Origin of the sequence: Streptomyces sp. NPDC005576 (genome assembly GCF_042871745.1) — a bacterium.
Lineage (GTDB): Bacteria > Actinomycetota > Actinomycetes > Streptomycetales > Streptomycetaceae > Streptomyces.
Genome location: NZ_JBIAJC010000001.1, coordinates 606,060 through 618,665 on the forward strand (window position 1 = coordinate 606,060; position 12,606 = coordinate 618,665).

Annotated in this window: 11 protein-coding genes; 9 read left to right on the forward strand and 2 right to left on the reverse strand. The window is 71.3% G+C overall.

What is annotated here, in order from left to right:
• The first annotated feature begins 39 nt into the window (after window positions 1-39).
• The 9 genes from ACFYPN_RS02635 to ACFYPN_RS02675 all read left to right on the forward strand — a co-directional run bounded on the left by ACFYPN_RS02635 (window position 40) and on the right by ACFYPN_RS02675 (window position 11,140).
• Window positions 40-969: a sugar ABC transporter permease gene (locus tag ACFYPN_RS02635; protein WP_358761340.1), complete on the forward strand. Its 930-nt coding sequence runs from the start codon at window positions 40-42 to the stop codon at window positions 967-969.
• Window positions 966-1,874: a carbohydrate ABC transporter permease gene (locus ACFYPN_RS02640; RefSeq protein WP_358761341.1), complete on the forward strand. Its 909-nt coding sequence runs from the start codon at window positions 966-968 to the stop codon at window positions 1,872-1,874. The genes ACFYPN_RS02635 and ACFYPN_RS02640 overlap by 4 nt, the downstream gene beginning before the upstream one ends.
• A 6-nt stretch (window positions 1,875-1,880) precedes the next feature.
• Window positions 1,881-3,041, forward strand: a complete 1,161-nt coding sequence (locus tag ACFYPN_RS02645) for a Gfo/Idh/MocA family oxidoreductase (protein WP_358761342.1) — start codon at window positions 1,881-1,883, stop codon at window positions 3,039-3,041.
• Window positions 3,038-3,865 (forward strand): PmoA family protein, encoded by an 828-nt coding sequence (locus tag ACFYPN_RS02650; RefSeq protein WP_358761343.1) that lies wholly within the window; start codon window positions 3,038-3,040, stop codon window positions 3,863-3,865. Before ACFYPN_RS02645 ends, ACFYPN_RS02650 begins: the two co-directional genes overlap by 4 nt.
• On the forward strand, window positions 3,862-5,397 hold the full coding sequence (locus tag ACFYPN_RS02655; protein WP_389296495.1) for a family 43 glycosylhydrolase: 1,536 nt from the start codon (window positions 3,862-3,864) through the stop codon (window positions 5,395-5,397). The genes ACFYPN_RS02650 and ACFYPN_RS02655 overlap by 4 nt, the downstream gene beginning before the upstream one ends.
• A gap of 251 nt (window positions 5,398-5,648) precedes the next feature.
• Window positions 5,649-7,379 carry a pectinesterase family protein gene (locus ACFYPN_RS02660; RefSeq protein ID WP_389296496.1) on the forward strand — a complete coding sequence of 577 codons (1,731 nt, stop codon included), beginning with the start codon at window positions 5,649-5,651 and terminating at the stop codon, window positions 7,377-7,379.
• 62 nt (window positions 7,380-7,441) lie between these two features.
• Window positions 7,442-8,776 (forward strand): sugar ABC transporter substrate-binding protein, encoded by a 1,335-nt coding sequence (locus ACFYPN_RS02665; protein ID WP_358761346.1) that lies wholly within the window; start codon window positions 7,442-7,444, stop codon window positions 8,774-8,776.
• A 139-nt stretch (window positions 8,777-8,915) separates the two neighbouring features.
• Window positions 8,916-9,740: a rhamnogalacturonan acetylesterase gene (locus tag ACFYPN_RS02670; protein WP_358761347.1), complete on the forward strand. Its 825-nt coding sequence runs from the start codon at window positions 8,916-8,918 to the stop codon at window positions 9,738-9,740.
• A 74-nt stretch (window positions 9,741-9,814) separates the two neighbouring features.
• Complete coding sequence (locus tag ACFYPN_RS02675) at window positions 9,815-11,140, forward strand: polysaccharide lyase family 1 protein (protein WP_389296497.1); 1,326 nt, start codon at window positions 9,815-9,817, stop codon at window positions 11,138-11,140.
• A gap of 121 nt (window positions 11,141-11,261) precedes the next feature.
• Here ACFYPN_RS02675 and ACFYPN_RS02680 read toward each other — a convergent pair whose 3' ends face one another.
• Both ACFYPN_RS02680 and ACFYPN_RS02685 read right to left on the reverse strand, forming a co-directional pair.
• Window positions 11,262-11,978, reverse strand: coding sequence for a hypothetical protein (locus ACFYPN_RS02680; RefSeq protein ID WP_389296498.1), 717 nt, complete (start codon window positions 11,976-11,978; stop codon window positions 11,262-11,264).
• Window positions 11,978-12,553 carry a SigE family RNA polymerase sigma factor gene (locus tag ACFYPN_RS02685; RefSeq protein ID WP_389296499.1) on the reverse strand — a complete coding sequence of 192 codons (576 nt, stop codon included), beginning with the start codon at window positions 12,551-12,553 and terminating at the stop codon, window positions 11,978-11,980. The genes ACFYPN_RS02680 and ACFYPN_RS02685 overlap by 1 nt, the downstream gene beginning before the upstream one ends.
• Between the last annotated feature and the right edge of the window lie 53 nt (window positions 12,554-12,606).

Genomic DNA, 12,606 nt, shown 5'->3' on the forward strand with positions numbered 1-12,606 from the left:
CGCAACACGACCGGAAACACGAGAGAACGGAGAGGTGTCATGGCACAAGCCGCCGCCGTGGCCAAACCGCCCAAGGTGCCCAGGCGCCGTTCGGCGACCCCCCGCAAGCTGCCCTATCTGCTGATCGCGCCCGCAGGTCTGCTGATGGTGGGGTTCATCGCTTATCCGGTCCTCAGCGTCTTCTACTACAGCCTGCAGAACTACAACGTCACCAAGCCCTGGCGGAACGGCTTCGCCGGCTTCGACAACTACACCAAGATCTTCACCGACGACGACCAGTTCTGGTCCACCCTCGGTTTCAGCGCCCAGTGGGTCGTCACCCAGGTCAGCCTCCAGCTCGTGCTGGGGCTCGCCCTGGCGCTGATCGTCAACCAGTCCTTCATCGGCCGCGGCATCTCCCGCGCCATGGTCTTCTCGCCCTGGGCCGTCTCCGGCGTACTGACCAGCACCATCTGGATCCTGCTCTACAACTCCTCGACGGGGTTCAGCCGTTACCTCGCGGACGCCGGCATCGGCGACTACGGCACCTCGGTCCTCTCCGACACCGGGACCGTGTTCTGGGCCGCCACCGTCTCCGAACTCTGGCGTGGCGTCCCCTTCTTCGCCATCCTCATCCTCGCCGACCTCCAGTCCGTCTCCAAGGAGCTCTACGAGGCGGCCTCCGTGGACGGCGCGGGACGGGTCCGGCAGTTCATCCACATCACCCTGCCCCACCTGCGGGACGCGATCATCCTCTCCACACTGCTCCGCGCGGTCTGGGAGTTCAACAACGTGGACCTGCTGTACACCCTCACGGGCGGTGGACCGGCGGGTGTGACCACCACACTTCCCCTCTACGTGGCCAACACCGGCATCGAGGGGCACGACTTCGGCTACGCGTCCGCGCTGACGACCGTCGCCTTCGTGATCCTGCTCTTCTGCTCGATCGTCTATCTGCGCCTGAGCAAGTTCGGAGGCGACCACACATGACCGCAGCACTCGCCGAGAAGACCGGCACCGCCCCGCCTCCGGCCGTCGACGCGACCCCTCCGGCCGGCCACCGCCGCCGTGGACGGACGCGCTCGTACGACGACGTACCGCGCTGGCAGATCTACCTCCCCCTCGGCATCTACCTGATCTTCACCCTCATCCCGTTCTACTGGATGTTCCTCTTCGCCGTCCGCCCGGCCGGCTCCACCTCGCTGGTGCCCTGGCCGATGACCGGCGAGCACTTCGAGAAGGTCTGGACGGAACGCAGCTTCGCCGTCTTCTTCCAGAACAGCATGATGGTGGGGGTCGCCACCCTCATCGCCACCACTCTGGTCGCGCTGGCCGGCGGATACGCCCTGGCCCGCTTCGACTTCAAGATCAAGGGCGCCTTCATGCTGGCGCTGCTCTGCTCGCAGTTCATCCCGGGCGCGCTGATGCTCGTACCGCTCTTCGAGATCTTCAAGAACCTCCAGATGATCAACTCGCTGGGCAGCGTGGTCATCGCGGAGACGGTCTTCCAGCTCCCCCTGTCGATCATCCTCATCAGCGGGTTCATCAAGAACGTGCCCGTCACGCTGGAGGAAGCCGCCTGGGTGGACGGATGTTCCCGCTTCCGTGCCTTCTGCGCCGTCGTACTCCCGCTGCTGCGCCCCGGGTTGATCGCGGTCGGTTCCTTCGCCTTCGTGCACAGCTGGAACCACTTCCTGTTCGCCCTGATGTTCCTCAGCGAGCAGGACAAGCAGACGATCCCGGTCGGCCTGAACACCCTCATCGGCGCGGACAGCGTCGACCTGGGCGCGCTGGCCGCGGGCGGAGTCATCGCCGCGGTCCCCGTGGTGATCGTCTTCGCCTTCATCCAGAAGTGGCTGATCACCGGCTTCAGCGCCGGTGCGGTGAAGGGCTGACCCGCGATGACCACCCCCCTCCCGATCGTCCTGGCCGGCGCCAGGGGCCACGGCCGCTGGCACCTCGCCAACATCGAACGCCTCCAGCGCCAGGGCGTCGTCCGGCTCGCCGGCATCTGCGAGCTGACCCCCCTGACCGAGGCCGAACTCGGACCGTTCGCCGCCGAACCTCCGCTCCAGTCCTCCGACTTCGGTGCGCTGCTCGACTCCACCGGCGCCCGTGCGGCCGTGGTCTGCACCCCGATCCCGACCCACACCGACCTCGCCCTGACCGCGGCACGGCGCGGCGTCCACCTCCTCCTGGAGAAGCCCCCGGCGGCCTCCTTCGCCGACTTCACCCGGATGACCGACGGCGTACGGGAGGCGGGCACCGCCTGCCAGATCGGCTTCCAGTCCTTCGGCTCGCACGCCGTGCCCGCCATCCGCGAGCTCGTCGCCGACGGTGCCATCGGCTCGCTCCGGGGAATCGGCGCGGCCGGCGCCTGGGTGCGCGAGGAGGCATACTTCCGGCGCGCGCCCTGGGCCGGGCGCCGTCGGCTCGGCTCCACCGACGTGGTCGACGGAGTCCTCACCAACCCGCTCGCCCACGCCGTCGCCACCTCCCTCGAACTCGCGGACAAGGGCACGGCCGCGGACGTCGCCGACATCGAGACCGAACTCTTCCGGGCCCACGACATCGAGGCCGACGACACCAGCAGCCTCCGCGTCACCACCACCGACGGTCTCCGCGTCACGGTCTGCGTCACGCTCTGCGCCGAACGCGCCGCCGAACCGTACGTCGTCGTCCACGGCGACCGGGGCAGGATCACCTTCTGGTACAAGCAGGACCGGGTCCTCCTCCAGCGCGCCGGACACGGCCCCGAGGAGACCGTGCACGGCCGCACCGACCTGCTGGAGAACCTCGCCGCCCACCTCGCCGACGACACCCCCCTCCTGGTGCCCCCGCACCGCACCGGCGCCTTCATGCGCGTGGTCGAGGCGGTACGCACCGGAGCCGAGCCCGCCGCGCTGCCCGCCGACGCCTGGTACAGCGAGGCCGCCACCCAGGGCCCCCGGCGCGTCGTCAGGGGCATCGACGCCGTGATCGACGCGGGCGCCGACTCCCTCGCCCTCTTCTCCGAACTCGGCGCCCCCTGGGCCCGCTCCCGAGAGGTGAGCGCCTCGTGAACACTCTCCACCTCAGTTGCGCGGGCCGCCCCGTGGGCCGTTACGGCTACCGTCCCGACGACCAGGCCGGGCGCCCCCACCTGCACCCCGTCACCACTCTGGCGGGCACCCCCGTCACCGAGGAACGCCCCGCCGACCACCCGCACCACCTCGGCGTCTCGGTCGCCGTGCCCGACGTCGCCGGGTACAACTTCTGGGGCGGGCGCACCTTCGTCCGCGACCAGGGACCCACGGCGCTCGACAACCACGGCGTCCAGCGGCACCTCGGCTGGAAGCTCCGCGACCCGGACGGTTTCGTGGAGGAACTCGGCTGGGTGGCCGACGGCACCGAACTGCTCCGCGAGCACCGCACCGTGGCCGTCGTCCCGCTGACCGACACCGCCTGGGCGCTGGACTTCTCCTTCTCCCTCACCAACCGGAGCGCCACCGCCCTCTCCATCGGCAGCCCCGCCACCAACGGCCGCCCCGGCGCCGGGTACGGCGGCTTCTTCTGGCGGGCGCCCAAGCAGGACCGGGCCCCCGAGGTGTTCAGCGCCACCGACGACGGCGAGGAAGCGGTGCACGGCGTCCGGGCCGACTGGCTCGCGCTGGCGGGCGACGGCTGGACCCTCGTCTTCGCCGGGGCGACCGGGGAGACCCGGCGCGACCCGTGGTTCGTCCGCACGACGGAGTACCCGGGCGTCGGCTCCTCCCTCGCGGCCGAGGACCGGCTGCCGGTCGAGCCAGGCGGAACCGTCGTGCGGCGGGTCGTCACCGTCGTCGCGGACGGACGGCTGGGCCGCGACGAGGCAGCCGCCCTCGTCCGCAAGGTGGTGACGGCGTGACCAGGCCGTGGACCGCCGACCTCGGCGACGGCACCTACCGCAACCCGGTGCTCAACGCCGACTGGTCCGACCCCGACCTCGTCCGCGTCGGCGACGACTACTACCTCACCGCGTCCAGCTTCGGCCGTGCCCCCGGCCTGCCGCTGCTGCACTCCCGGGACCTGGTCAACTGGTCGCTGATCGGACACGCCCTCGACACCCTCGAACCGGCCGCGGACTTCGCAGCGCCGCGTCACGACCGGGGCGTCTGGGCACCCTCGATCCGCCATCACGCGGGCCGGTTCTGGATCTTCTGGGGCGACCCCGACCACGGCATCCAGCAGATCAACGCCGCGGACGTGCGCGGCCCGTGGAGCGCGCCGCACCTGGTGAAGGCGGGCAAGGGCCTGATCGACGCCTGCCCGCTCTGGGACGAGGAGACCGGCGAGGCCTATCTCGTCCACGCCTGGGCCAAGTCCCGCTCCGGGATCAAGAACCGGCTCACCGGCCACCGGATGAGCGCCGACGGACGTGAACTCCTCGACGAGGGGGCGACGTTGATCGACGGGGATCTGATCCCCGGCTGGTTCACCCTCGAAGGACCCAAGCTCTACCGGCACCAGGGAGAGTTCTGGATCTTTGCCCCGGCCGGCGGGGTGACCACGGGCTGGCAGGGCGCCTTCCGGTCGAAGGAGTTCTCCGGGCCGTACGAGGAGCGCGTCGTCCTGGCCCAGGGCCGTACCGCGGTCAACGGCCCCCACCAGGGCGGCTGGGTCCGCACCCCGGCGGGCGAGGACTGGTTCCTGCACTTCCAGGAGCGGGGCGCGTACGGACGGGTCGTCCACCTCCAGCCGATGCGCTGGGACGAGACGGGGTGGCCGGTCCTCGGCGACGACGGCGAACCCGTCCTCGTGCACGCCAAGCCGGTCGCGCCCGAACAGCCGGTGGAAGCACCGGCGTTCGCGGACGGCTTCCCCGGCGGCCGGTACGGGCGGCAGTGGCAGTGGACCGCCAACCCGCGGGCCGGCTGGACCGTCGAACACGCCGGAGACGGGCTACGGCTCGCCTGTGTCCGCACCGCGCACGCGCACGACCTGCGGACCCTGCCGAACGTACTCGTCCAGCGGTTGCCCGCCGAGGAGTTCACCGTGGAGGTGTCGCTCACCCTCGGCAGCGACGTGCCCGGTGCCAAGGCCGGACTGGCCGTACTCGGCGACGCGGTCAGCTGGATCGGCCTCGAACGCGGCGAGGACGGCGCGGTGTCGCTGGTGCACCGGTACGCGGAGAGCGTCGCCGAGCACGAACGGGACGCCGCACCGCCCCGGCCTGCGCCCGACGGGCAGGTCCGGCTCCGCGTCGAAGTGAGCCCGGGCGCCCGCTGCCGCTTCCACGCCGACACGGGGGACGGCTTCCGCCCCTCGGGCCAGGTCTTCGCCGCCGAACCGTGGCGGTGGGTCGGCGCGCTGCTCGGCCTCTTCGCCACGGCGCCCGCCGGCCCGGGACCCGCGGGCACCGCCGAGTTCACCGCCTTCCACGCCCCGGCACCCGAGTAACCGCACCCCGGTCACCGCACGCAGCACCGGCACGCAGCACCCGCACTACCGCTCGTCCCGCCCCGCAGTCCGTACGCGCACCGTCGCCCGCACGGGCACCCGCTCCGCACGTCAACCGCTCATCGCCTCACCCGCTCAGCACGCCGGCCGCTCAGCACGTCACGCACCGCAAGCACGGCCACACCTGTACCGCACGCACGCACCTCGCACCGCACCACGGACACATCTGTACCGCACGTATGGGAGCCGCAATGACGCACCTCCGTACCACGCGCAGCCGAAGAAGCACGCCGGTCGCGGCGCTCGCCCTGGCCGGGGCCTTCCTCCTGCCCGCGAGCCCCGCCGCGGGCGCGGCCCACGTCCCCGCCCCGCCGGCCCAGGTCTCCGCCCCGCCGTCCGGCGAGGTGGAGCCGTCCGGGTCGCCCACCCGGACCGACGTCCCGTACGGCTCCGCCGCCCTGGCCGGCGGGACGACCGGGGGCGGCGGCGGCCGGGTCGTCACCGTCACCACCCCGGCGGACCTGGCGGCCTACGCGGGCGCCGAAGGACCCTGGATCATCCGGGTCGCCGGACCACTGACGGGCGAACCCCTCGGTCACGACATCGACGTGACCTCCGACAAGAGCATCGTCGGCGTCGGGGAGACCGCAGGGGTCGTCGACGGCCCACTCCGCCTGCGCCCCGGCACCCACAACGTGATCATCCGCAACCTCACCCTCCACGACTCGTCCGCCGAGGGTGACCGGGAGGGGAGCGCCGCGGAGCCCGCCGCCATCCGGACGGACGGCGCCGACCACGTCTGGATCGACCACAACCGCTTCACGGGCACGGGCACCGGGCTCGACCTCCGCGACGGCAGCCGGTACCTCACCGTCTCCCGCAACCGGTTCGAGAACCGCCACGCCGCGCAGGGACCCGGCCGGACGACCGGCGCCACGGACCGGCTCACCTTCGACCACAACTGGTTCGCCGACGGCCGGCCGGCAGTGGCCGACCGCCTCACCGGTCCGCAGCGGGACATCGGTACCGATACCGTGCTGCGGGTCCCCGCCGAGTACGCCACCGTGCAGGCGGCCGTCGACGCGGTGCCCGCCGGCAACGACGGCCGGATCACCGTGCGCCTGGCGCCCGGCACGTACCGGGAACACGTCCGCGTCGGCAAGAACCAGCCGTACGTCTCCCTCGTCGGCACCGGCCGGCGGCGCTCGGACACCCTCGTCGTCTTCAACACCCCGCAGGGCGAACTCAAGCCCGACGGCACCACACAGGGGTCCACCGGAAGCGCCACCGTCCTGGTGGAGGGCCACGACTTCACGGCCCGAAACCTCACCTTCTCCAACGACTTCGACGAGGCCGCCGTGGAGATCAGCGGCGAGCAGGCGCTCGCCGTGAAGACCACCGGCGACCGGCTGACCTTCGAGAACACCGGATTCCTCGGCAACCAGGACACCCTGATGACCGACACCCCGGCACTCACCCAGAAGGCCCGCGTCTACATCACCGGCGCGTACATCGAAGGCGACGTCGACTTCCTCTACGGCCGCGCCACCACCGTCGTCGAGAACTCCGTGATCAAGGCGCTCAGCCGTGGCTCGGACACCAACAACGGCTACATCACGGCTGCTTCCACCTGGAAGGAGAACCCGTACGGCATCCTGATCACCCGCAGCCGGGTCATCAGCGACGCTCCCGCGGACACCTTCCATCTCGGCCGCCCCTGGCACCCGAGCGGCAACCCCGACGCGATCGGCCAGGTCCTGATCCGCGAGACGTCGCTGCCCGCCGCCGTCAAGGCGAGCCCCTGGTCCGACATGAGCGGCTTCCCCTGGCGGGAAGCCCGGTTCAGCGAGTACCGGACCTACGGTCCCGGCGCCGCCGCCACCACGGACCGCCCCCAGATGTCCCCGGCCGATGCCGCGCTCCACGAGGTGGGCGACTACCTCGCGGGCGAGGACGGCTGGGCACCGCACCGCCGGCACTGACGCCCCCCACATACACGGCGTACACGGCACATCCACACCCACCCACAGAGAAGAGCCGAACGATGACCATCTCCAAGAAGTCCCGGGGGCGCACCGCCGCGGCGGTCTCGCTGACCGCGATGCTCGCCCTGACCGCCACCGCCTGCGGCGACGACGGCAGCAGCTCGGGCACCGAGGGCAGCGGCAAGGGCGAGATCACCTTCTGGGACAACAACGGCGGCCCGCGCACCGAGATCTGGACCGAGATCATCAAGGATTTCGAGAAGGAGAACCCGAACATCAAGGTCAAGTACGTCCCGATCCCGATCGCCGACGTGCAGTCCAAGTACGACACCGCCATCGCGGGCGGCGGCCTGCCGGACGTCGGCGGTGTCGGTACCGCGTACCTCGCCAACATCGTCTCGCAGGAGGCGCTGGAGCCGGTCCAGGACCGGATCGAGAAGTCCTCGCTGAAGGGCAAGCTCGTCGAGGGCATGGTCGCGAGCGTCAAGGACGCCGGCGGCCGGGGCGACGACATGTACTCCGTGCCGACCTCGGCGAACAACGGAACCCTCTGGTACCGCACCGACCTGTTCAAGGCCGCCGGCCTGGAGGCGCCCTCGACCTGGGCCCACTTCTACGAGGCGGCCGACAAGCTGACCGACACCAAGCACAACAAGTTCGGCTACACCATCAGAGGCGGGGCGGGCTCCATAGCCCAGGCACTGGACGCCTCCTACGGGCAGTCGGGCATCACGGACTTCTGGAACGGCGACACCACCACGGTCAACGACCCCAAGAACGTGGCCGCGCTGGAGAAGTACGTCGGCCTCTTCAAGAAGGCGACGCCGTCCGCCGACGTCAACAACGACTTCACCAAGATGGTCGCGCAATGGGACACCGGCACGATCGGCATGCTGAGCCACAACCTCGGCTCCTACCAGGACCACGTGAAGGCGCTCGGCGAGGACAAGTTCGCCGGCATCCCGAACCCGATCGGTGACGGCGGCACCCGCGTCCAGGTCTCCAACCCGGTCGACGGACTCGGCCTCTTCCGCAGCAGCAAGAACAAGACCGCCGCCTGGAAGTTCATCGAGTTCGCCGCCTCGCACGCCTCCAACAGCAAGTGGAACGAGTCGGCCGGCGCCATCCCCGCCAACACCGAGGCGGCCAAGGACCCGTGGATCACCGCCTCCGAGCCGACCGCGCTCGCGGCCAAGGCCCTCACCGACGGTTCCACCAAGATCGTGAACCTGCCGTACTACCTGCCCGACTGGAACAACATCAGCAAGGCCGACAACGAGCCGGAGTTCCAGAAGCTGCTGCTCGGCAAGGTCTCCGCGAAGGACTTCCTGGACAAGATCGCCGGCGAGCTGAACGCCGCCCAGAAGGAGTGGAAGGAACTGGGCAACGGCTGATCCGCCGGACGCCACCCCACAAGGACGCCACCCCACAAGCACCCGCACCACCCCCCATGACCGGGAACCGGCGGCGGTCCGGAACGCGCCCCGCCGCCGGCTCCCCTCCACCCCGTACGACCTGGGAGGCAGGTACACCGTGTCACTCACCCGCAGAAGGACGGCGGCCGCACTCGCGGCCCTGCCTCTGGCCCTGGCCGCCACCCCGGCGGTGGCCAGGGGCGGGAGCGGACGGCCCCGTCCCCGTACCGTGCACATCGCGGGCGACTCGACGGCCGCCCAGAAGTACGCCGACGCGGCACCCGAGACCGGCTGGGGCACGGCCCTGCCGTTCTTCCTCGGCCGGGGATTACGGGTCGCCAACCACGCTATGAACGGGCGCAGTTCGAAGAGCTTCATCGACGAGGGCCTCCTCGCCGCGCTCCTCCCCGGTGTCCGCGCCGGCGACTTCCTTTTCATCCAGTTCGGGCACAACGACGAGAAGACCGCCGATCCGCTGCGCGGCACCGACCCCTGGACCACCTACCAGGAACACCTGCGGAGCTACGTCACGGCGGCCCGGGCGCGGCACGCCCGGCCCGTCCTCCTCACCCCCGTCGAGCGCCGCCGTTTCGCCGAGGACGGCACCGCCCGGCCCAGCCACGGCGAGTACCCCGCCGCGATGCGCGCACTGGCCGCGGAGGAGCGCGTACCGCTGATCGACACCCAGGCGCTCACCCTCGCCCGCTGGCAGGAGCTGGGGCCTGACGCCACCCAGGGGTACTTCAACTGGCTGGAGCCGGGGCAGTCCCCGAACTACCCGGACGGAGTGCGGGACAACACGCACTTCCAGCCGCGCGGCGCGATCGACGTCGCCCGGACGACCGCCCGCGCTCTGGTGGACGCCCGCGTGCTCGCCCCGGGCGAGACGCACCGGCTCACCACCCCCGTCCCGGTCGAGTGGATCACCTGGCCGCAGGCGTGAACGCCCTCCGGTCCGGCTTCCACCCGGCCCCCCGCGCCGCTCACCCATCCACCGCAACGAACCGAAGGAATCCCATGCCCGCACGCATGCGTCACATCCGTGCCATCACCGTGGTGATGGGCTGTGCCTCCCTCGCCCTCGCCGTCCCGCTCCCCGCCCAGGCCGCCGGCCGGCCGCACCCGAAGCCGATCGAGCGCGCCGTGCTCCCCGCCAACGACGGCTGGGCCGCCGCGGACGGCTCGACCACCGGCGGTTCGGCGGCCACCCGCGACCACGTCTACACGGTCACCAACCGCGCCGAGCTGATCGCCGCGTTCGAGGACGCCGGAGACGCCCCCAAGATCGTCAGGATCGCCGGGACCGTCCACGGCAACTCCGACGTGAACGGCACCCCCATCGGCTGCGAGGACTACTACACCGGCGGCTACACCCTGGAGAAGTACCTCGCCGCCTACGACCCGGCGGTCTGGGGCACCGACGCCGTCCCCAGCGGCCCGCTGGAGGACGCCCGTGCCGCCTCCGCCGCACTCCAGGCGGCGGCCGTCAACGTGCCGGTCCCCTCGAACACCACCCTGATCGGTGTCGGCGACGACGCCACCGTCATCGGCGCGAGCCTCCAGGTCAAGAACGTCTCGAACGTCATCGTCCGCAACCTCAGCTTCGAGGACACCTACGACTGCTTCCCGCAGTGGGACCCGACCGACACCTCGACCGGGGCGTGGAACTCGGAGTACGACAACCTCGTCGTCACCAACTCCACCCACGTCTGGGTCGACCACAACACCTTCAGCGACGGCGACCGCCCCGACTCCGCCCAGCCGCACTACTTCGGCACCGTCTACCAGCAGCACGACGGGCTCTTCGACATCGTGCGCGGCGCCGACCTGGTCACGGTCTCCTGGAACGTCCTCAAGGACCACGACAAGACGATGCTCATCGGCAACAGCGACAGCGCGGGCGCGACCGACCGCGGCAAGCTCCGGGTGACCCTGCACCACAACCTCTTCCAGAACCTGAAGGAGCGTGCCCCGCGCGTCCGCTTCGGCCAGGTCGACTCGTACAACAACCACTTCGTCGCCCAGGCCGGCAGCGCGTACGGCTACTCCTACGGCATCGGCATCGAGTCACAGCTCGTCGCCGAGCACAACGCGTTCACGCTCTCGGCGGACCACGACCCGGCGCTCATCCTGAAGAAGTGGAAGGAGTCCCCGCTGACGGCCGGCGACAACTACGTCAACGGGAAGAAGACCGATCTGATCGCCGTGCACAACGCGGGCGTCCCCGCCGAGCAGCTCACATCGGGCGCCGGCTGGACCCCGGTCCTGCGCACCAGGATCGACTCGCCGCGCGCCGTCCCGGCGCTCGTGGACCGCCAGGCCGGAGCCGGCGGCCACTGCTGACCCCGTCCGCCCGGGGTGTCCCCGGGCGGACCTCCACCGGCGGGAGAGGGTGCGGACTGTGCGGGTCCGCGTCCTCTCCCGCTCCACGTCACCGGACCCGTCAGGAATCGCGGGACAGCCTCTACCGGCCGGAGGAGGAGAAGTCCCCGCCGCTCGCCGACACCCCGCCGTCGAAGGTGCTCCGCACGGTGAAGTCGTCGCCGCGGGCGTCCCGTTCGCCCTGCGCGTGGTCGTACTGCCCCGCGAAGGTGAGGGTGCCCGGCGGGACGGTACGGCCCGGCAGCAGGGTCCAGTGGAACACCAGGAAGCCGCCCTCCCTGCCCACGGAGGTGGCGTAGTCCTCCCGGTGCCCCGAGGTCCAGGAACCGGTCTCCTCCACCCCGTCGGTCAGCGCCACCCGCAGCTCCACCGTGAGGGAGGTCAGCGGCCGGGTCGCGGTCACCAGCACGTCGTTCTGCGCCCAGTACTCGTTGCTTCCGGCGTCCACCGTGCCGCGCGTGGACATCGGGCCGTTCACCGCCGGGAGCCGGCTGCCGCGCTCCCCGGAGAGGGCGGCAGCCGTCCCCGTGGGTCCGGGCGAAGCCGCCACGGGCTGCGCGGACCCGCCGTCGCGTCCCGTCCACGCGACGGCGAGGGAGACCGCCACGAGCACCCCGCACACCGCGGCCGTCGCCGCCGCGATCCGCAGCCTCGGCATCGCCGCGCGGGGCGGGCGTGCCACGCGTCCGGGCGGCGGGTCCTGCGCCATCCCGCGCTCGATCCGCGCCCACATCCGTTCGCGGTCCGGGCGGTGCTCCAGCGCCGCACCGCGGAGGCGCTCCCGCAGCTCTTCGTCCATCAATGCCTTCCTCCGCCGGGCTGCCCCGCCGCGGCCACCCGCGCAGGAGCCGGGCCCGCCCCGGGGCCCAGGAGCCGCTGCAACTCCGCCAACCCCCGGGAGGTCTGGCTCTTGACCGTACCGACCGATATCCCGAGGACCAACGACGTGTCCCGCTCGGACAGGTCGAACGCGTGCCGCAGCACGACGCAGGCCCGTTTCCTGAACGGCAGCCTACGCAGCGCCTCCTGGACGTCCACCACGGTGGTCACGTCGGGATCGTCGACGGCGAACCCGTCGCCGCCACCGGAGCGCGGCGCCCAGAACAGGGCGACCCTGCGGCGCTCGCGCACCGCACTGCGGATCCGGGTGCGTGCCAGGTTGGTGACGACCCCGCGCGCGTACGCGACGGGGTGATCGGCCTCCCTCAGCCGGTCCCAGCGGTGCCAGAGGGCCATCAGTGCGTCAGCGGCCAGATCATCGGCCGCATCCGCCTCGCCTGTCAACAGATGTGCCAGACGGGCCAGTTCGGCGTAGTGCGCCTCGAAGAACTGATGGAACTCGGCGGCAGCGGCAGCGTCGACCACAGTGCCCACGGGTACCTCTCCCTGCTCTCGAATCCCTGTACGCGAACCGCGGTGGCTGTGTA